Source organism: Vibrio sp. Vb1337, assembly GCF_033338715.1.
Taxonomy (GTDB): Bacteria; Pseudomonadota; Gammaproteobacteria; order Enterobacterales; family Vibrionaceae; genus Vibrio; species Vibrio alginolyticus.
Window position 1 is genome coordinate 93,437 of record NZ_JAWOTD010000015.1, and the last position, 21,253, is coordinate 114,689.

The 21,253-nt window shown below is 44.2% G+C and carries 16 protein-coding genes and 4 tRNA genes; 6 read left to right on the forward strand and 14 right to left on the reverse strand.

The window, feature by feature from the left end:
* Nucleotides 1-51 precede the first annotated feature (51 nt).
* Complete coding sequence (locus R7E42_RS16945) at nt 52-1,284, reverse strand: CinA family nicotinamide mononucleotide deamidase-related protein (RefSeq protein WP_115386155.1); 1,233 nt, start codon at nt 1,282-1,284, stop codon at nt 52-54.
* Between the two features lie 191 nt (nt 1,285-1,475).
* Here R7E42_RS16945 and R7E42_RS16950 point away from each other — a divergent pair, with 191 nt between their 5' ends.
* Together R7E42_RS16950 and R7E42_RS16955 are read left to right on the forward strand one after the other, a co-directional pair.
* A complete protein-coding gene (locus tag R7E42_RS16950; protein ID WP_005376815.1) occupies nt 1,476-2,378 on the forward strand; it encodes a DUF3943 domain-containing protein in 903 nt (300 codons plus the stop codon).
* A 221-nt stretch (nt 2,379-2,599) separates the two neighbouring features.
* Nucleotides 2,600-3,112 (forward strand): glycine cleavage system protein R, encoded by a 513-nt coding sequence (locus R7E42_RS16955; RefSeq protein WP_005376814.1) that lies wholly within the window; start codon nt 2,600-2,602, stop codon nt 3,110-3,112.
* A gap of 77 nt (nt 3,113-3,189) precedes the next feature.
* Here the strand turns inward: R7E42_RS16955 and nspC are convergent, their stop codons facing one another.
* The 10 genes from nspC to uvrY all read right to left on the reverse strand — a co-directional run bounded on the left by nspC (nt 3,190) and on the right by uvrY (nt 13,450).
* Complete coding sequence (nspC, locus tag R7E42_RS16960; protein ID WP_318072852.1) at nt 3,190-4,323, reverse strand: carboxynorspermidine decarboxylase; 1,134 nt, start codon at nt 4,321-4,323, stop codon at nt 3,190-3,192.
* Between the two features lie 103 nt (nt 4,324-4,426).
* The gene (locus tag R7E42_RS16965; protein ID WP_012841628.1) at nt 4,427-5,671 is read right to left on the reverse strand and encodes a carboxynorspermidine synthase; all 1,245 of its coding nucleotides are present in this window, start codon (nt 5,669-5,671) and stop codon (nt 4,427-4,429) included.
* An 18-nt stretch (nt 5,672-5,689) separates the two neighbouring features.
* The gene (locus R7E42_RS16970) at nt 5,690-8,566 is read right to left on the reverse strand and encodes a pyridoxal phosphate-dependent class III aminotransferase (protein ID WP_318072853.1); all 2,877 of its coding nucleotides are present in this window, start codon (nt 8,564-8,566) and stop codon (nt 5,690-5,692) included.
* A gap of 899 nt (nt 8,567-9,465) precedes the next feature.
* Nucleotides 9,466-9,541: transfer RNA gene (locus tag R7E42_RS16975), tRNA-Gly, on the reverse strand.
* 13 nt (nt 9,542-9,554) lie between these two features.
* A tRNA-Leu gene (locus R7E42_RS16980) sits at nt 9,555-9,641 on the reverse strand.
* Nucleotides 9,642-9,718: 77 nt separating this feature from the next.
* A tRNA-Gly gene (locus tag R7E42_RS16985) sits at nt 9,719-9,794 on the reverse strand.
* Between the two features lie 36 nt (nt 9,795-9,830).
* Nucleotides 9,831-9,904, reverse strand: a tRNA-Cys gene (locus R7E42_RS16990).
* Between the two features lie 463 nt (nt 9,905-10,367).
* On the reverse strand, nt 10,368-10,925 hold the full coding sequence (gene pgsA, locus R7E42_RS16995; RefSeq protein ID WP_005394805.1) for a CDP-diacylglycerol--glycerol-3-phosphate 3-phosphatidyltransferase: 558 nt from the start codon (nt 10,923-10,925) through the stop codon (nt 10,368-10,370).
* 46 nt (nt 10,926-10,971) lie between these two features.
* Nucleotides 10,972-12,804 carry an excinuclease ABC subunit UvrC gene (gene uvrC, locus R7E42_RS17000; protein ID WP_318072854.1) on the reverse strand — a complete coding sequence of 611 codons (1,833 nt, stop codon included), beginning with the start codon at nt 12,802-12,804 and terminating at the stop codon, nt 10,972-10,974.
* Between the two features lies 1 nt (nt 12,805).
* Nucleotides 12,806-13,450 carry a UvrY/SirA/GacA family response regulator transcription factor gene (gene uvrY, locus R7E42_RS17005; protein ID WP_005386783.1) on the reverse strand — a complete coding sequence of 215 codons (645 nt, stop codon included), beginning with the start codon at nt 13,448-13,450 and terminating at the stop codon, nt 12,806-12,808.
* A 427-nt stretch (nt 13,451-13,877) separates the two neighbouring features.
* On the opposite strand from uvrY, the gene R7E42_RS17010 reads away from it, so the two are divergent.
* Entirely contained in the window at nt 13,878-16,241 is a 2,364-nt protein-coding gene (locus tag R7E42_RS17010; protein WP_318072855.1) for a DNA polymerase II, read from the forward strand.
* On the opposite strand, the gene R7E42_RS17015 is transcribed toward R7E42_RS17010, so the two are convergent.
* Entirely contained in the window at nt 16,238-17,005 is a 768-nt protein-coding gene (locus R7E42_RS17015; protein WP_005386779.1) for a hypothetical protein, read from the reverse strand. The two genes, R7E42_RS17010 and R7E42_RS17015, sit on opposite strands and share 4 nt — an antisense overlap.
* A 194-nt stretch (nt 17,006-17,199) precedes the next feature.
* Between R7E42_RS17015 and yeiP the strand changes: the two genes are divergently transcribed.
* Entirely contained in the window at nt 17,200-17,766 is a 567-nt protein-coding gene (gene yeiP / locus R7E42_RS17020; protein ID WP_005376801.1) for an elongation factor P-like protein YeiP, read from the forward strand.
* Between the two features lie 2 nt (nt 17,767-17,768).
* Nucleotides 17,769-18,089 (forward strand): HI1450 family dsDNA-mimic protein, encoded by a 321-nt coding sequence (locus R7E42_RS17025; RefSeq protein ID WP_005376800.1) that lies wholly within the window; start codon nt 17,769-17,771, stop codon nt 18,087-18,089.
* Between the two features lie 186 nt (nt 18,090-18,275).
* On the opposite strand, the gene rluB is transcribed toward R7E42_RS17025, so the two are convergent.
* Nucleotides 18,276-19,214, reverse strand: coding sequence for a 23S rRNA pseudouridine(2605) synthase RluB (gene rluB / locus R7E42_RS17030; RefSeq protein ID WP_005376798.1), 939 nt, complete (start codon nt 19,212-19,214; stop codon nt 18,276-18,278).
* 565 nt (nt 19,215-19,779) lie between these two features.
* Here rluB and R7E42_RS17035 point away from each other — a divergent pair.
* Nucleotides 19,780-20,490 carry a calcium-binding protein gene (locus R7E42_RS17035; RefSeq protein WP_318072856.1) on the forward strand — a complete coding sequence of 237 codons (711 nt, stop codon included), beginning with the start codon at nt 19,780-19,782 and terminating at the stop codon, nt 20,488-20,490.
* A gap of 93 nt (nt 20,491-20,583) precedes the next feature.
* Here R7E42_RS17035 and R7E42_RS17040 read toward each other — a convergent pair whose 3' ends face one another.
* Nucleotides 20,584-21,204, reverse strand: coding sequence for an L-threonylcarbamoyladenylate synthase (locus R7E42_RS17040; protein WP_005376791.1), 621 nt, complete (start codon nt 21,202-21,204; stop codon nt 20,584-20,586).
* Nucleotides 21,205-21,253 lie beyond the last annotated feature (49 nt).

Genomic DNA, 21,253 nt, shown 5'->3' on the forward strand with positions numbered 1-21,253 from the left:
GGCTTTTTTGTCTCTGTGTATTGTCTCTCAGACTACTGTATAGAGCTTTGGTTATAAAGCACTGCTCGGGAGGTGCATCTCTTTAACTTTCTCTAAAAATGCATAATGCGCAAACATCGGTTTACGTTCTAGGTAGCGACGCAACAAGTCTAGTGCTGCCGTGCTGATCACTTTAACTTGATCACTGCGCTGATACTTTTTCGAGAGTTTATATAACGCTCCCCACTCGCCTGACGGTGTCGATAAAGCGACGGAAAAAACGCCCTCTTCAATATGGCCAGTGACGAGTGATAAATCCGTCCCACACTTCTCTCGCGTAGCACCAGCCAGAGCAAACGTTTCTGCTAATGGATCTCCGCTGTTGGCCATCGCTTGAGTCAGGCTCGGTAGTATCCAACCATGCCCTAGTTGTTTTTCAGCGTTTTCATCACCGTTTAGCCAGTACGTTAAGTATCCTCCGCTACTTTTTTCGGAGGTCGACACTGTTAGTCCTTTATCGACCAACAACTGGCCGACATTTTCAACCATAGGCAAGTCAATACTAACGGTATTACTCTCAAGGTGTTTATTAATTATCTGTACTAGTTTCAAACGCTGTTCAATCTGATCTGAAGGACCAAAAAGTTTCACTTCAATAAAAGGCAAGTAAGAGCGGTACCCTAGCTCATAGCCTTGAGGAAGTTTTAGCTGATCTAGCTTATCTGAAATACCGGATTCAGATAGACCAAACGTGTAGATTCGACTACAACATGAACCTTGAACATCGGGAAACACTCTTCTCAGATCGGGAAGAATTTGCGTCTCTGCCATGAGCTTAAATTCACTTGGTACACCCGGTGTGAAATAAAAAATGGCATCATTAATCAGCATTTTGAAACCGCAAGCAGTGCCTATCGGGTTGTCCAATATCTCTGCCGTTTCTGGCAGCATTGCTTGCTTTAAATTACTGTCCGGCATAGGGATGCCACGTCGAGCATACAAACTTTCTAGATGCTGCAACCACTCTTTGAATAGCACCAGTTTACAATCGGCGGCTCTCGCGGCGGCGGCAGCACTCATGTCATCCGTTGTAGGGCCTAAACCACCATTAACAATAACCACATCGTTGTTAAAGCTGAGCATTAAAAACTCTTCAACCAAACTCGATAGGCTATCGCCAACCGTTGAGCGCTTTGTTAAGCCAAATCCATGTTGATAAAACAGGCTAGACAACCATGCCGCATTAGTATCAACAATATCACCGTGGAGGACTTCCTCACCAGTACTAAGCATTGCTATTTTCACAACTGACTCCTGAACGTAAGCACAATCCTATTTTCGTTATAGCGCTTATTTTTCTTTTTATTTGGACAAATCTCGCCGAGGTTTGTTGGGACTAAATAAGGGTCAAGTGTTTAAATGATTGATGTTTTGAGGGATAATTACGAGCCCGAACATACACCATTAACTCGGAGACCTTTGTGTCAAAATCATCCATGTTCAAGACGACTCTAACAGGCCTTTGCTTGGCTTCGTCAGCGCTTGCGCACGCAAGTCACTATGACCTAAGCCGTCATACAGAGTTTTCTTACACACCTGATTGTTTGTCAGGTTACTGCGAAACGACGACTCTGTACACCTTCGAGGCTCAAAATCGCGGTGTTATGTATGAACAGAATAATGATGATTCGCTAAACCTTGACGCAGGGCTTCAGCCTAAACATCTCATCATCCCTCAAGATAAAGACTGGGATTATCTGATGGGTCAAACCTACACCATTCTAGGTCTCAGTATCGCGACCGTAGGCATGATGACTTTTCTTCCAGAAAGTATCACCAAATGGGACGAAGAAGACCGGGACATGAGTAAGTTGGGGCAAAAGTGGAAAGATAATGTCTCTGACGGCCCCGTTTGGGATCGCGATGAACATGTCCTCAACTACATCATGCACCCATATTTTGGCGGCGTTTACTACACGGCAGCACGTCACGCTGGCTATAATGAATTTCAGTCGTTTTTGTACTCCGCAACTATGTCGACGTTCTTTTGGGAGTATGGCGTAGAGGCGTTCGCAGAAGTACCATCTTGGCAGGATATTTTTATCACACCGTTCTTTGGTGCTGTTGTTGGTGAAATGATGTTAACGGCTGAGCAAGACATTATTGCCAACGGTGGCGAAGTTATGGGCTCTGAAACCGCAGGTGATGTTTCGCTCTTCTTCTTAAACCCTGTTGGACATATTCATTATTGGGTAACTGATGCATGGGGCGGTAGTGCAGAACTACAATTCAATTCATCACCTTGGTTTGGAAACCAAGATGTTGCAAAATTCGCCATGGACGCAGGCGCAAACTACGACAGTCAATTTTATGGTGTCGAGTTAAAAGTAACCTTCTAATCCTAAGTTGATACTCGGTAAAAAGCAGCCTTACGATGGCTGCTTTTTTGTGCTCTGAACATTGTTTTAATTATTTCCATCACGAATTAGTGTTAAAAATTGACTTTCATCAAACATTACCCGCCCTTAGCACCTACACTAAATAAAAGGATTTATTCCAATAACTTAAGTAGCACGTTTATTCGTACTGCGTCCAAACCTTGATTCCAGGAGGGGACATTATGAACACCGTATTTATTGTTAATTTTGTCGGACAAGCGTCACCCGCCACGATTAAAGAGCTCGCTGCAATCACACACGAAAACGGCGGGAAATGGCTGATCAGCAAAGTAAACTTTATCGAAGACCAAGTTGCAGGTGTCATCAAAGTAGAGCTTCCAAGAGAAAATGCCGACATCGTTAAACAGGCGTTCTCTTCTTGTCAGACTCTTGTTGTTAGGTTCGTCGACTCTGAGCCTCATTCATATCGTGAAGACACTATCTTCCAACTTCGTTTAGATGCCAACGATAGAGCAGGTATTGTGAATGAAATTACTCACGTTCTCGATAATCAAGGTATCTCAATTTTAGATATGGATTGTCAGCGTGTATTCATTGCTGGAGGCGGAGGGGTAAGCTCTAGCTTATTCAGCGCTAAAATGGCGATAAAACTGCCTAGCGAGCTAGAAATTGAAGACATAGCCAATGAGTTAGAATCTCTGAGTGAAGACACTCGTGTGATTGTGGAGAGTTAATCACGTACTGTTATCGTTTCCCCAATAAAAAGAGCAGCGATTAAGCTGCTCTTTTGGTGCTTATGGCGCGATACGTCTTATTTCACTGACCACTGAGATAGTGAACGTTTGAAATCAGAGTAGTCAAATTCATTCAGTTTTTGAATGTCACCATTCGAGCGTTCACAGTAGACCGACGGCATACGTAGACCGTTAAACCAGTTCAATTTCACCATGGTGTAACCCGCACTATCAAGAATATGCAGACGTTGTCCAATTTCTAGCGGCTGTTCAAAGTTCGCCACGCAGAACTGGTCACCCGCAAGGCATGAGCACGAGCCGATCACATACTCATGTTCACCATTTTCAGACGCTTCTAGAATCGATGCAGGCTCGTCGTAAATCAACGTATCTAAGCGGTGAGCTTCTGTGGCTGAATCGACAATCGCCGTCTTCTTTACGTTCTCTACAATATCAACCACTGTTACAACGAGATCAGTGGTCTTAGTAATTATCGCTTCACCCGGCTCTAAATACATTTGTACGCCGTGTTTCTCTGAGAACGCTTTAAGTGCTAACCCCAACTTCTCGATATCGTACCCCGGCCATGTGAAGAACACGCCGCCCCCCATGCTTACCCAGTCCAGCTTATCTAGGTACTCGCCAAACTGAGCTGAAATAGCATCGAGTAAGCCGATAAACGCATCCACGTCTTTGTTCTCACAGTTCATGTGGAACATTACGCCATCAATACCATCAAAAATTTCCGGTTTGATGTGATCAGCCTGAACACCAAGACGAGAGAATTGACGCGCTGGGTTTGCTAAGTCTTGCCCTGCATAGCTCACACCTGGGTTCAGGCGCAAGCCAATCGATGCTTTACCTTCGACAATATGACGATAAGCCGCTAGCTGTGACTGAGAGTTAAAGATCATCTTGTCACAGATGTCCGCCACATCGCGAACGTCATCTTCGCTGTAACCCACGCTGTATGCGTGTGTCTCACCACCAAACGTTTCGTAGCCAAGCTTCACTTCAAACGGGCCAGAACTTGTTGTTCCGTCTAGGTAAGGCTTGATGATGTCGAATACACCCCATGTTGAGAAGCACTTCAGTGCTAATACAAGCTTCACACCAGAGATGTCTTTTAGCTGTTTTGCTTTCTCTAGATTCTCAATCAGCTTGTCTTCATTGATCATGAAGTATGGCGTTTTTAGTTCGTTTTGTTGCATTTTGATACCTTACGTCCCTTCGCCTTAGCAAAGGCACTATAAAATCGAACAAAGCCGACGCAAGTGCATCGGCTTAAACGTACAAATAAGAGTCGCTAAATTCTTACTTCAATTTATGGATAACAGGTTGCCCTGGCTCCAGTTCTTGAACATGCCAATCTAGACCAATAGATGGCATGGTTTCTAGGAATGGGTCTGGATCTAGTTGTTCCATGTTGAACACGCCTTTGTCTGCCCACTTGCCACGGAAGAACTGCAAAGCCGCAGTGATCGCTGGTACGCCAGTGGTATATGAGATAGCTTGGTGTTCAACATCTTCGTATGCGACTTCGTGATCAGCGTTGTTGTAAATAAATACACTGCGCTCTTTGCCATCTTTCTTACCTTGAACCCAAGTACCGATACACGTTAGGCCAGTGTAGCCTGGTGCGAGAGATGTTGGATCTGGTAGTAGTGCTTTTAGCACGTGCAAAGGTTGAACAACCGTACCGTCGTGAAGCGTTAGTGGATCTGGGCTGAGTAGACCGATGTCGCGCATCACATTGAAGTAGTTTAGGTAACGGTCACCAAAGCCCATCCAGAATTCGATGCGTTTCGCCGGGATGAACTCTTGCATAGATCGAACTTCGTCGTGCGCCATTGAGTACACTTTGTGTGAACCACAATTCGGGAATTCAAACTCAAGCATACGTGAGTGACAAGGTACTTGTTTCCACTCGCCGTTTTCCCAGTAGAACGAATCGCCTTGAATCTCAAGCATGTTCGTTTCTGGATCAAAGTTAGTTGCGAACTTCTTACCGTGGTCGCCTGCGTTTACATCCATTACGTCGATAGTATCGATTTCATCGAACAGATGCTTCACTGCGTATGCGGCAAACACCGATACTACGCCCGGATCGAAACCAGCACCAAGAATACCTGTAATGCCCGCTTCTTCAAACTTCTCACGGTAACCCCACTGCCAATCGTAAGCTTGAGGTACTTGTTGGCCTTCAGAGCACAAATCAACCGCAACAGATGTATCAAGGTATGACACTTTAGCTTGGTAACATGCTTCCATAATAGACATGTTCACCCAAGGAGGACCTGCGTTGATCACTAAGTCAGGTTGTACTTCTTTAATTAAAGCAACTAAAGAATCTACGTCGTCCGCGTTTACCGCTCGCGCTTCTAATTTCTTAGTTGAATCTTTCAGATTGTTTTTCTTCTGAATCGATTCGATGATTTTCTCACACTTACCTACGGTACGTGATGCGATTGTGATATCACCCAGAACGTCGTTGTTTTGTGCTGCTTTATGTGCAACTACCCAGCCAACGCCGCCTGCACCAATCTGTAGAATTGCCATAGTTTTCCGTTACCTTTGTTAAACTAGCTCTGCCGCTAGCGTATTGATTTTTGAGAGCAAAGATTCAAAGTCCGCCGTCGTCAGACACGGGTTCAAAATCGTAAATTTCAATGCAGTTTTATCGTCGACAATGGTTTCACCCAATACCGCGATACCGCGTGTTAACGCTTCTAAGCGCAACGTTTTGTTCAGTTCATCAAGATCCGCTGATTCATGTGTCGCGCGGAACAGAACCGTAGACAGTGATGGTTCAGCCAACAACTCAAAGTGTTTGTTATCTCGAATCATGTCCGCCACTTCAAGCGTCTGTTCAAGCAAATGATCATACATATCGCCTAGGGCTTTTGGCCCTACGCTTTGCATCGTCATAAACACTTTGAGCGCATCAAAACGCTTAGTTGTCGCAATAGACTTATCCACCAAGTTCGGTAGTTCGTCGTGTTCGCGGTTCAAGTAGTCCGCATGGTGAAGCAGGAATTTAAAGTTAGACTTGTCATTTACCAATAGCGCACCACAACTGATGGTTTGGTAAAACAGCTTATGGAAGTCTACGCTGATGGAGTGTGCACGCTCACAACCTTTCAGACGTGTTTTTTGGCTACTTAGAATCAGAGCTCCACCGTATGCACCGTCGACGTGCATCCACATGTCATGTTTCGCTGCGATATCGGCGATAAAGTCTAAGTCATCAATAGCACCGTGATCCGTTGTACCCGCGGTGCCAACAATGGCAAATGGGATCAAACCTTCTGCTTTGGCCTGATTGAGAACTTCGTCTAATTTAGTGACATCCATCGTTCCATCGGCATTAGCATCGACGGTCATGACCGCTTTTTCACCCAACCCCATCCAAGACGCTGATTTTTGAACCGTGAAGTGGGATTTTTTCGAACATACAATACGTAGCTTGTCTGCGTATTCAGGAAGGCCAAGCTTTTGAATTGAGTGTGCACTGAGTTTGTCAGCAATCCAATCTCGCGCAAGCATCAAACCCATTTGATTACTTTGCGTGCCGCCGCTCGTGAAGATACCGTCCGCTTTTTCACCTAACTCATATTTATCGCATAGCCAGTTCACAACTTTCTGTTCAACATAAGTCGCTGATGAAGCTTGATCCCATGAGTCCATAGACTGGTTCAAAGCCGCAATCATTGCCTCTGCCGCAATCGCTGGCATCAAAGGTGGAGTATGCAGGTGAGCAATACAATCTGGATGTTGAGTAAAAATTGCGTTTTTCGCGACCAGCTCAGCAGCATCGTCGATAACGGTTTTAAGAGGCGCATTTCCATTATCAAGATCAACGTCGTGAATCGCTGCTTCCAATGCTTTTGGATCCATACCTGAATACGGTGTAGTCACTTGTTCAAACACTGACTTCATTGCCGTAGTAGTGTGATTCATCACCGAAGCAAATTCATTGCTGCCCATCTCTCCAGTGTGGATGAAATGCTTCTTCCATTCATCTTGTGGCTGAGTTTCGATGTGACTACCGCCAGCGGCTAAAATCGCGTCTTCAAATACACGTAAAGCAAAGTCGATTTGCTCAAACGAGATGATAAGAGGAGGAAGGAAACGAATTACTGCGCCTTCGCGTCCACCTTTCTCAACGATCAAGCCACGCTCGAGTGCTGCGCGTTGAATAGAAAGTGTGAGTTCACTATCCGCTTGAGGTTCACCAAATTTATTGAGCTCACCGTCTGGATTTTTAATCTCCACGCCTAGCATCAAACCTTTGCCACGAACCTCTGCGATACAGTTCACACGCTTTTGAATACTTTCGAGGCCGTAGCGCAAGTACTGACCCGCAATATTGGCATGCTCAACAAGATTATCACGCTGGATAATTTCTAATGCTTTCGCACCAGAGACCATAGCTAGCTGGTTACCACGAAATGTACCTGTGTGCTCGCCCGGCTTCCATGTATCATGTTGCTTGTTGATAACCAATAGCGACATTGGTAAGCCACCACCAATTGCTTTTGATAAACACAGAATATCTGGAACAATGCCCGACTCTTCGAACGCGAAATTGTAGCCAGTTTTACCAACACCACACTGGATCTCATCGAAGATCAGTAAGATACCGTGTTCATCACAAATACGACGTAACTCTCGTAGCCAGAATGCTGGCGCAGGAACAACACCACCCTCACCTTGCACTGGCTCCACGATAATCGCGGCAGGCTTCATAATGCCTGACTCATCATCGTTTAAAAGACGATCGATATAGCGAATGCTTGCTTTCGCACCTTCGTCACCGCCAAGCCCAAAAGGACAACGCAGGTTGTATGGGAAAGGCATAAAGTGCACATCCGACATCAAACCAGTTCGACGAGCTTTCGTGCCTAAGTTACCCATCATCCCCATCGTACCATTAGTCATACCATGGTATGCGCCACGGAAGGCAAACATAGTGTTGCGACCGGTAGTCTGTTTCGCGAGCTTGATAGCAGCTTCAACCGCATCAGCTCCAGACGGGCCACAAAATTGGATAACGCTGTTCTCGCTTAACTCTTGAGGAAGAAAAGACTTAACAGATTGAATAAACGTCGTTTTTGCTGATGTTGCAATATCTAGCGTCTGATATGGCAGTCCTGAATCTAATTGCTCTTTCAGAGCTTGGTTTATTTCAGGATGGTTATACCCCAAAGCTAGAGTGCCTGCCCCCGCAAGGCAGTCTAGAAAGATCTGTCCACGCGTATCTTCAACCAAGCACCCAAAGGCTTGTTTAATTGCGATCGGCAAACGACGTGGATAAGAACGTACTTCAGATTCATGCTCAGCCTGATCAATCAATACTTGATCTGGCGTTAAGTCATACGTTCCCTCAACGATAGGAACCTGAGACGAAAAAATGTTTGCGATATTGCTATCGACTTCAAAGGCAGTGCTCATACTACATAATCCCTTGAATTATAATAATTCTGTATCCTGTATTAATAATCATTAGAATGAAATTACAGGAGGTGTGAATACCCCTCCGCATTTGTCAGTGCATAAATGACAAATACAGATCATCCGCCACGATACTCGCGGCTTTATATGTAAAAGGGATTAATCAAGGTTCTGTAATGCACCCGTTTTGTAAAACAGGACATTTCGGCAGTATGAAGCTGATTAGTGTGTGTTTATTCAAAGGTTTCAATGTTGGGTTTCCCATTAATATGCCGCGTTTACAGCATTAGTATCCCGTCTATCGACAAAAGGCTTTGCCGATACCTACCCTACGCAGTGTCACAATCAGCTTGAATGGTCACTACGCGTATCCCCCAGAGATCAAACGTTGTTAATTACGCTCCGAGATTGCGCGCGAATTTATCACAAAATAAAATCTTCTGGCAACGATTTTTCATATTAGTAACAGTGATGTAAATCACAACAAAACATACCCCATTGCAACTCACATGTTCATATTCATGAGCTATGCTTTTCTGCTTCTCTCAAATAGCTGTTATTTAAACAAATATTCTTGAGATATCATCACCTCATCTAAACAGAGGTTTAAGGTTGTGCTGCTTAATCGTAAAACATTCCTTTCTATATCCGGAACATTTAAAAAGATAGCATTCTCGTCACAGCTTTACCTGGAGTAAGAGTGGTTATTCACCACAAGTGATGGTTTAAACATAGACTAGTAGGAATAGCTAAGATGTTTTGCAATGGCAGAATTAACAATCACTTGAGTCAATGAGACAAAGGGTTCGCTACTTAACGAAGTCTGTGACAGAAAAGAAGTTTGAGATTTTCAAAAAAATACGAAAAAGGCCTAACATTTTCATGTTAGGCCTTAAATCTGGAGCGACACACGAGGTTCGAACTCGTGACCTCAACCTTGGCAAGGTTGCGCTCTACCAACTGAGCTAGTGTCGCATTTAATATGAGATGGTGCCCCGGGCCGGACTTGAACCGGCACAACGCGAACGTCGAGGGATTTTAAATCCCTTGTGTCTACCAATTCCACCACCAGGGCACACAAATATTCTTTGTGATGCCTTTACAGAAAAGTAAAACACCATCTGATATCGCCAATGCCATATCAATAAAATTTGGAGCGACACACGAGGTTCGAACTCGTGACCTCAACCTTGGCAAGGTTGCGCTCTACCAACTGAGCTAGTGTCGCATTTTTCTCGAAAGCCATTCGCTCTCAAAAGAATAATGGAGGCGCCTCCCGGAGTCGAACCGAGGTCCACGGATTTGCAATCCGCTGCATAGCCACTCTGCCAAGGCGCCTCATTTGTGAATAAAACTAAGCTTTTTCACCACCCTTTCGAGCCGTGCTCTCTTGGGTACGGGATGCATTCTACGGATTCGAGCGATCGAGTCAACACTATTTTTATTTTTTTAAATCGTTTGACTAGAATTTGTGCGAAAGACGATGGATTGCTTAGTTTTAATACTAAAAATCGCTTAAATACACTTGTTTATCATAAAACTTTGGCTACGCCTTACACTGCTGGCCGTGCGTTGCGTGCATTGAAGTATTAATAATCAGAAGACTCGCCTCTCTAAGACTCTCCAAGGACAAAAACAAGACTTAGATCACAAATAGAACCCTATCGAAGCAAAAGCCCCAGATACAAATTGCAAACATGGCCGTTAGCAAGCATTGAAAAGCGAGAGAAGCCAAAAAATGCTGTAGATTGTCTTAGATACAAAAAAGCAGGCTATTAAGCCTGCTTTCTAACATCAGAATTTAATGGTGCTCTTCATTCAACAGATCGTCTTTCGCAGCAGCCAAATATTGAATCATTGACCAATATGTCAAGAAAGTTGCCACATACAAGGCCGCAAAGCCTAGCCAAACCATCCATTCATCGTAACGCCATATCAACACCCATAAGGCGAACATTTGCGAAACAGTTTTTACTTTGCCAACCCAAGATACCGCAACACTTGCTCGCTTACCGATTTCAGCCATCCATTCTCGCAATGCTGAGATAATGATTTCTCGCGCAATCATCGTTACCGCAGGAATGGTCACCCAAATTGAATGATAATGTTCCGTGATTAGAATCAATGCCGTTGCCACTAGCACTTTATCAGCGACAGGATCAATAAACGCGCCAAAACGAGAAGTTTGACCAAGTTTACGGGCCAACATGCCGTCAAGCCAGTCAGTAAAACCCGCTACCCAAAACACCATTGCTGCTGCAAACGGTGCCCATGAATAAGGTAGATAAAAGACAACCACAAAAACAGGGATTAGGAACAGTCTAAGAAGAGACAGAATGTTCGGGATATTCAAACGCATTTTATTATTCTCTTACACATTGCGGCTTAATGTTGCGCGATTTTCCTTATTGTTTCAATGCTTGGAAAATAATTTCTGCTAAAGAGTGACTTATTCCCGGTACTTTGGCGATTTCTTCGACACTTGCACGTTTAAGTTCTTGTAACCCACCCATGTACTTGAGTAACGCCTGACGTCGTTTAGGGCCGATTCCCTCAATCCCTTCGAGTGCACTCGTACGTCTGGTTTTACCTCGCTTAGCACGGTGCCCCGCTATAGCATGGTTATGGCTTTCATCACGAATATGTTGGATAAGGTGCAGCGCAGGAGCATCGCTTGGTAAATGAAACTCCTCCCCATCGACTGTAATCAGCGTTTCTAAACCTGGTTTGCGAGTAACGCCTTTTGCAATACCAATCATGATGGGACGCTTTGGCCAATCCCCCCAATATTGCGAAATGATGTCATGCGCACGATTTAACTGACCTTTACCGCCATCGATAAAGATGATGTCGGGAATTTTCTCTACGTCCAATTGCTTCGAATAACGGCGCTCCAACGCTTGTCCCATTGCTGCGTAATCATCACCACCGGTAATCCCAGTAATGTTGTAGCGACGATACTCTTGCTTTACGGGGCCTTCGTTGTTGAACACCACACATGACGCAATCGTGCTTTCCCCCATCGTATGGGAGATATCAAAACATTCCATTCGAGCTATAGACTCCAACTTCAATGTTTCGCGAAGCGCATGAAAACGCTGATTAATCGTCATCTTGTGATTGATTTTTGTGGTAATCGCCGTTAGTGCATTCGTGTTCGAAAGCTTGAGATACCTTGCTCGAGAGCCAGTTGGCGACGTATGAAAATGAACCTTACGCCCTGCCACTTCACTTAACGCTTTCTGTATTGGCGCAATATCTTCTGCCAACTCATGATTCAAAATAATACGAGAAGGAATTGTACGTGCTTCGTTATGGCTCAAATAGTATTGAGTCAGAAAACTATCGAACACTTCCTGCTGGCTTGTATTTTGTGGGATTTTCGGAAAATGGCTACGGCTACCAAGCACTTTGCCTTGGCGTATCATCAGGATATGGATACACGCGATACCATTCTCCTGAGCAAACCCGAGTACATCCATATCATCCATGCTGTCTTCTGAGACGTACTGCTGCTCTTGAACACGCCTAATCGCTTGGATTTGATCGCGAAATTTAGCGGCATCTTCAAAGCGCAATTGCTGACTGGCATCTTCCATTTTCTCAATCAACTGTTTGAGTACTTGCTGATCTTTGCCTTGCAAAAACATGCGCACAAAGCCAACCAACTCTGCATATTCTTCATCAGAAATGATGGTATTAACGCATGGTCCTGCACAACGACCAATTTGGTACATCAAACATGGGCGCGTTCGGTTGGAATAGACAGTGTCTTCACACTGGCGCACAGGAAATATCTTTTGCAGCAAATGCAATGTTTCTCTTACTGCACCAGAATCTGGGTAGGGGCCAAAATATTCACCTTTGCGCTTCTTGGCGCCACGGTGGATAGAAAGCCGTGGGTGCTTATGACCGCTAATAAAGATATAAGGGTAAGACTTATCATCTCGCAGCAACACATTGTATTTCGGTAAATACTGCTTGATGTAGTTATGCTCTAAGATCAGCGCTTCTGTCTCAGTATGAGTCACCGTGACGTCTATTTTGGCGATATTACTGACAAGCGCGCGAGTTTTCTCACTGTCTACTTTTTTTCGAAAGTAGCTTGAAAGGCGCTTTTTAAGGTCTTTGGCTTTACCTACGTAGATTACAACAGCTTCGGCGTTGTACATTCTGTAAACGCCGGGCTGATGAGTTACTGTCTTGAGAAAGGAAGCCGAATCGAAAGGAGGATTCACGCTAAAGGGTCTCGGTGTCCAGCATTCCGTGGCGAATCGCTAAGTGAGTTAACTCAACGTCACCATTAATGTCCAATTTACTAAAGAGTCGGTAGCGATAGCTGTTGACTGTCTTTGGACTTAAATTAAGTTGCTCAGAAATATCCGTTACCTTTTGGCCTTTGGTGATCATAAGCATGATCTGCAATTCACGTTCGGATAAGTCTTTAAAAGGGTTCTCAGAGGCTGGAGAAAATTGACTCAATGCCATCTGCTGCGCAATCTCTGGCGAGATGTAACGCTGCCCACTATTAACTACACGAATCGCATTCACCATTTCGTCAGGGCCAGCACCTTTGGTTAAATAACCAGACGCACCTGCCTGCATCACCTTGGTTGGAAACGGGTTTTCTGTATGAACGGTAAGTACGATGATTTTCACATCAGGATTCACGCGAAGAATTTTTTTAGTGGCTTCCAAGCCGCCAATTCCTGGCATGTTCATGTCCATTAAAACGACGTCAGCATGATTACTGCGACACCATTTTACTGCATCTTCACCGCTGTCAGCTTCTCCTGCTACGTTCATTCCACGGACGTCTTCAATAATACGTCGTATCCCTGTGCGAACCAGCTCGTGATCATCTACAAGGAAAACATTTATCAAACTTGTATCTCCACACTTTGTATTGGTTCTGCACCCACATAACCATTATTTGTTAAATGTGGATATCAGTATGACTGCCTATATACTAACGTAATCGACAAAAAATTGCTTTCTATGAATATGTGCTGAAACGCAAACTTTAGCAAGAACTTATTCATAAACCACTCTATTATTTTAGAGCGTGATGAGCAGAACCGAAATCTAAGAAAAGACAATTAACAACATTAAGTACAATAAATCAAGTAACTAGGTTTCATATTGCCCAGAGAAACACGCTATAACTTAAAATGACACTGTCCCTCTTGCACCAAAGACTAACTTGTAATCACTAATTCCAGCAAAAATTTGAGACGCTTTCTTTACTGGTTATTTTTACAGTTCTTAGTGTTAAACTAACGTTCTTCAAGTTTTCTAAGGTTTCTCACATTTGAATATTCAACAAGGCTTCCTGCTAACTCGACATACACGAGACATCAAAGGTCAAACTCAAATCGAGCTGTGGCTTTCGACAGAAGCAGGCCCTACTCAGTTACTTATTAATGGTGAGAAGCCAGTATTTTTCATCGCTCAGAAACACTCAGAGCAAGCAAAGACACTCGCACGAGAAAAAAACATATTCGTCGACATCCGCCTTTTGGATCTCAAAACGTTTGAACATACGCCTCTTGCTGCCTGCTATACCAATGTAACCAGAGACGCTCTCGCACTCAAAGACACATTCGCTCAAAAAGATATCACTACGTATGAAAGTGATATTCGCCTCGCCGATCGCTACCTAATGGAACGTTTTATCAAAGGCAGTATCGAGTTTACAGGCAATGTGACTCGCACCAATGGCTACCAACACGTCCAGAGCGCAAAATGCCGTGCGGGGCAATATGAGCCGAAGTTAAACGTTGTCTCGTTAGATCTAGAATGCTCTGAGAAAGGCATTCTTTACTCAATCGGATTAGACAGCGTCATGGATTCCCGCGTTATAATGATCGGAGAACCAGAACCTTCGGATACACCGATACAATGGGTCCAGGATGAAAAGGCGCTTCTAGAAGCACTCATCGATTGGTTTAAACAATTCGACCCCGATGTCATTGTCGGTTGGAACGTCATTGATTTTGACTTTCGCCTGCTACACAAACGAGCAGAATGGCACAACATGAAGCTAATGCTTGGCAGAGCAGACCAAACCAGCTTTTTCAGAAGTTCATCTCAAAGCCAACAAGGGTTTATTTCCATTCCCGGGCGAGTTGTAATGGACGGTATCGATACGTTAAAAACGGCGACTTATCACTTTCGGTCTTGGTCATTAGAGTCTGTATCTCAAGAACTCTTGGGGGAAGGGAAAGAAATCCACAACGTTCATGACCGTATGGATGAAATCAATCGTATGTACCGCTCCGACAAACCATCGCTGGCTAAATATAACTTACAAGACTGCGTGTTGGTGAACAAGATTTTCAATCACACTCACCTGCTTGACTTTGCAATAGAGCGCTCTCGTCTCACTGGTGTCGAACTGGATCGTGTCGGCGGTTCGGTTGCAGCATTCACAAACCTATACATGCCTCAGATACACCGAGCAGGCTACGTTGCCCCAAACCTACACCCTGAAAATTGGATTGCGAGCCCCGGCGGTTACGTGATGGACTCCATCCCTAACCTATATGATTCTGTTTTAGTATTGGATTTTAAGAGTCTATATCCATCGATTATTCGCTCTTTCTTGATTGATCCTATGGGTTTAGTTGAGGGGTTATTGCTCGATATTGGAAAAGAAGAAAATCAGGCTGTACCTGGCTTTCGCGGTGGGCAGTTCCATCGTACGAAACACTTTTTACCAGAAATGATTGAAAAGCTTTGGGCAGCACGTGATGTTGCAAAGAAGAACAATGAAAAAGCTTTTTCTCAGGCAATCAAAATCATCATGAACTCCTTTTATGGCGTACTGGGCTCATCGGGATGTCGTTTCTTTGATACTCGGTTAGCTTCTAGTATTACCATGCGCGGACATGAAATCATGAAGCAAACTAAGGTGCTGATTGAGGAGCAAGGATATCAAGTGATTTACGGCGATACGGATTCCACATTCGTGTCTTTGAATCGACCATACAGTCAAGTAGAAGCTGACACTGTTGGAAATCAATTAGTTGATTACATCAACTCTTGGTGGCAAGAACACCTGCGTTCTGAGTACAACCTAACATCTATGTTGGAAATCGAGTATGAAACCCATTATCGCAGATTCCTTATGCCAACGATTCGTGGCGCAGAAACTGGATCGAAAAAGCGCTATGCGGGTTTAATCGGTGAAGGAGAGCAAGAACGGATTGTATTTAAAGGGTTAGAAAGTGCCCGTACTGACTGGACCTCGTTAGCACAGAAATTTCAAAATACACTCTATAGCATGATTTTCCATGGTGAAGATCCAAGCGACTATGTCCGAGAGATGGTTGAGAAAACTAACAACGGTGAATTTGATGAACAGTTAGTGTATCAAAAGCGACTGCGCAGAAAACTGCATGAGTATCAGAAGAACGTCCCGCCACAAGTGCGTGCAGCTCGTTTAGCCGATGAGATAAATGCCAAGCTTGGCCGCCCATTACAGTATCAAAACAAAGGACGAATTGAATACATTATTACCGTGAACGGTCCTGAACCTTATGAGTACCTCAATAGTCCGATTGATTATCAACATTACATTGATAAACAACTCAAACCCGTTGCAGATGCGATTCTCCCTTTCATTGGGACGGACTTTGACAGGCTTTCAGCGCCACAAATGGGGTTGTTTTAGCCGATACGAAACTCTGTTTTCTGGTACTGTTTGACTAACCAATCACCAAACGCATCAATTAGCCCGATAACAGAACGCTTGGGAATCCCCCGGCCAGAAAGTAAAATTTCTAGCCGCTCGATCTCAAGCTGCTTTTCAGGATGATAAGTTAAGAATACCTTGCCACACTCTACGGGGTCATCAAACCAACGTTTATCTCGATACATCACCAAAGAGTATGACGCTCTTAGTAACTTTTTAGCAATCACGCGCTGGGCGGCCACCTGCTCTTCTATCGTCTTCGCTTGTACGATTTTTTTGCGATAAGCCGTAATCCAATCTTCCACATCCATATTCCAGTGCTTAGCAATTTCCCAACTTGGGACGTAATCACCAAAACAGTCTGCTAGATCATCACCATAAACACAGACACAGCAATGCTTAAGCATAAAGCCCCAAGTGAAAATACTATCTAAATTAGCTACTTCGCTCACTAAGGCTGTACGGACCGATACACCATTAACGTGAGGGTAACTCTGCTGCGCACGCCACTTAATTGTGTTGAGCAAAGTCGCGCGATTGTGCTCAAAGGATGATTGAGTAACGACAACCAGGTCTAAGTTCGACTTCCCTGCGATCGCTGTTTTACGAGCAACACTACCGTATACATAAACGCTGTGTAAGTTTTGCCCCAGTCCACCTTTGAGACAAGCGGTGACTTCCCTAATTAAAGGCGCAAACTCTGGTTGAAATGGTTGTTTAGGATCGATAACAGGCAGAGACATGACTTAAAACGTGTTCTCAGATGGTTCAAGAAGTTGGGCTATATGTTCTCTTAGCCGACTCACTGAATCAAGTCCATTCATGTGTTTAGTCATGGGAGTAACAACAAATTTCTGCAATGAATTTTAATGCTAGGCGGCTAACTTAGCGCTATAATCACCGAGTTTTGCTTAATAAGTATGAATAGGAATATACAATGCCAAAGGCAAGTGAAATCAAAAAAGGCTTCGCAATCGAGTCTAATGGTAAAACTCTTCTAGTTAAAGACATCGAAGTAACGACTCCTGGCGGTCGTGGCGGCGCTAAAATCTACAAAATGCGTTGTACAGATCTAAACACGGGCGCACGTGTAGATGAGCGTTACAAGTCTGATGACGTTGTTGAAACGGTAGAAATGAACAAACGTGCAGTTGTGTACTCATACGCTGACGGCGATGAGCACATCTTCATGGATAACGAAGACTACTCACAATACACATTCAAGCACAATGAAGTTGAAGACGACATGCTGTTCATCAACGAAGATACACAAGGTATCCACATTATCCTTGTTAACGGTGCTGCAGTGGGTATTGAACTACCATCTTCTGTTGAGCTAGTGATTGAAGAAACTGACCCTTCAATCAAAGGTGCTTCTGCATCTGCTCGTACTAAACCAGCACGCTTCGCTTCAGGTCTTGTCATCCAGGTTCCTGAGTACATTGCAACTGGTGACCGTGTTATCATTAACACAGCTGAACGTAAATACATGAGCCGAGCATAAGCATGTCTGATTTGATTTCTTACGACGACGTCATCGACGCAGCGTACGACATTTTCCTTGAGATGGCTCCAGATAACCTAGAGCCTGCTGACGTGATTCTGTTTACTGCGCAATTTGAAGATCGTGGTGCCGCAGAACTTGTTGAAACTGGTGATGACTGGGTTGAACATGTTGGCTTCGAGATCGACAAAGAAGTATATGCAGAGGTTCGTATCGGCCTAGTAAATGAGGAAAATGACGTTCTTGATGACGTATTTGCTCGTATGCTAATCAGCCGAGACCCTGAACATAAGTTCTGCCATATGCTTTGGAAACGCGATTAACGTTTCTTCATCATGAACAAAGATACCAGCCTAGTGCTGGTATTTTTTATCTGTTGTTTTCGTCTAGCTGAGATATTTGTTTATACAAAGCACCCTGCTCTATATAGGCTTTAGATCCTTTTGTTATGTAACAGATAAGAAAAAGGCTTGCCGAATTGGCAAGCCTTTCTGATGTTTTGCTATCGATTAACGATGCTTGTTGCGTGCGCCTTGGTCACCAGCAGTCTTCTTCGGCTTACGACGAGAAGGGTTGTTGCTGCGACCTTTTGGCGTGTTAACACGCTCTTCATGGCGCTTAACTGCGCGACGAATTTTTTGGCTGCGTGCACGCTCACGTTTGCGTGACGTGTTGTCTTTGTTCAGATCAAGCATGGTTTCTTTCTCTGGACGAAGCTCTACAAGCTCACGCAAGTAGTTTACTTCTTTCAGGTCAAGCTCCATCCAACCGCCACGAGGCAGTTTCTTGTCTAAGAAGATGTCGCCGTAACGAACACGTTTCAGACGGCTAACGGTACACTCTTGCGATTCCCATAGTCGACGAACTTCGCGGTTACGACCTTCGTTGATAACAACGTAAAACGTGTGGTTCATGCCTTCACCACCCGCGTAAACAACATCTTCAAAGCGAGCTAAACCGTCTTCCAGTTCAACACCTTTCACTAGATTACGAACTTTCTGTTCAGTTACTTCACCGAACACACGTACTAGGTATTCACGTTCAACTTGGCGGCTTGGGTGCATTAAGCGGTTCGCCAGTTCACCATCCGTTGTGAAAAGTAGAAGACCAGAAGTGTTCGCATCCAGACGACCAACTGAAATCCAACGAGAGCCACGAATTTTTGGCAGACGATCAAAAACAGTACGACGACCTTCTGGATCGTGACGAGTACACAGTTCACCCTCAGGTTTGTAGTACGCAAGTACACGACAAATCACTTCTTCTTGAATCTTTGCAGAGACAATGTGACCATCGATACGAACTACGCTGCTCTCGTCTTCAAGTCTTTCACCAAGCTTAGCGACTACACCGTTCACGCTAACGCGACCAGATTTAATTAACGATTCAATCTCACGACGAGAACCGTGACCAGCACGTGCTAATACTTTTTGTAACTTTTCGCTCATTTATCTACCTATGTGTCGTCTTCACAGACGTCTAGACCAGGATTGGTCTGCATTTTGCTATTTACCCATTTCAGTGGGATTTTTCGGTCGGACATTATACGTAACTTTCTTAGTTAATGTAAGCTAAATCGGCGCCATTCTCCACACCAAAATTCACTTCAAAAATGACCGAAATATTTGTCCTATTCTGCAACTTTTTTACTACTTAATGCAGGCATTGCTTAACGAGAATCCCACTAATATCGGTCTTCCTGAACCACTTTAACCACGCTGTACCTGATAAAATTGTCAGGGTTACAACAATAACCACTTGGGGTGTGTTTACTGTTCGTATTGCTAGAAAGCAACGAAGAATAAGCCGTCCCTGTTTGCTGCTAAGTAATACCAATCACCGCAGACAATGAGCGCTCATAGCAAAACAAGGTCGTGGGTAACAAGACAAAAATTGTCTTTAAGTCATTAGTTCACATCAAAAATAACACTAATGCTATCGTGTACTCTGACTCTCTAGGTTCGCTCTGCACTCTTGGCGATTGGCATAAATCAGACAAAAAGGAATAGAACAATGTCTATGCTAAATCTCGACCTAAATTGGATTTTTGGGACATCTCAAGATGACGATATGACAGGCACAAAAGGCTCTGAAACAACCGATATTTTCTTCGGCTTCTGTGGTGATGATAAGTTTGTAGGATACGGAGGTAATGATATTGTCTTCGGTGGCTGGGGAGATGATACCTTGCTTGGTGGCCGAGGTAACGACTTTGTTTCTGGCGGCTTTGGAAACGATTTCCTATCCGGCGGATTAGGAAACGACAAACTCTTTGGTGGCTGTGGCGACGACACAATTTTTGATTATTCAGGCAACAACTACTTGAGTGGTGGCTGGGGTAACGACACGCTCGTTATTGGTGATGGTGAATCGGTACTGAGCGGTGGCTGTGGAGACGACACCTTCGTGCTTACAAACCGCCTGGCTATTGGTGTACCTGATCAGCCAGTGTCTTCCAACGATATTGATGTTAAAGCCGACATTGTCGATTTTAATATTTTCCATGACAAACTTGTCTTTGATATGGGCCGAGACACTGATAACGATGGCATTCGAGATACGTTCTTGGATTCAGCGGATGATCTGACTTTATCTTACAATGAATGTGGCTGGGCAGTATTCTCAAGTGATGAATACAATGTTGAAGTGACACTAAACGGTGTGAGCTCTGCATACATCAACTATGCAGAACAAAATGGTATCGACATTTTCGATTTCGCTTAACCTCAATCAGTTAAGTTCAATGAGATATTCGATATGACAACTAAAATAGGAGGCGCGATGCCTCCTATTTTGTTTGACGGTGGTGTGCGTCTACTATTCGAATGGTGCAGGGTCACCAGATCCCAAACGAACCACAACAGGTTCACCTTCGCTAAAGTCAATTACAGTCGTAGGTTGTTCACCTAAGTAACCGCCATTAAGAATCACATCAACCGCATGTTCTAGTTTATCGCGAATATCCTCTGGATCAGATTCTGTTACGTCACTGCCAGGTAGAATCAACGACGTAGACATCATCGGCTCACCTAATGCTTCCAACAAGTCCAAGGCAATTTGATTGTCTGGAACACGGATACCGATGGTCTTACGTTTTGCATTCATCAAACGACGCGGCACTTCTTTTGTGCCTTTGAAGATGAAGGTGTAAGGACCTGGTGTGTTATTTTTCAGCAGTCGGAATGCAGAGTTATCCACTCGCGCATAGAGAGAAAGCTCCGACAAATCACGACACAGTAAAGTAAAGTTATGCTTATCATCCAGACGACGAATCTGACAGATTCGTTCCAGTGCCTGTTTGTTCTCCAACTGACAGCCAAGTGCGTACCCTGAATCAGTAGGGTAAACCACAACGCCGCCGTTACGAATGATTGCTACTGCTTGATTAATCAAGCGAGCCTGTGGGTTTTCTGGGTGAACGTAAAAAAACTGGCTCATTGTAATTCCTCATTATCGAGCCTCTCGGCTCTATATTTTTATGGGTTCT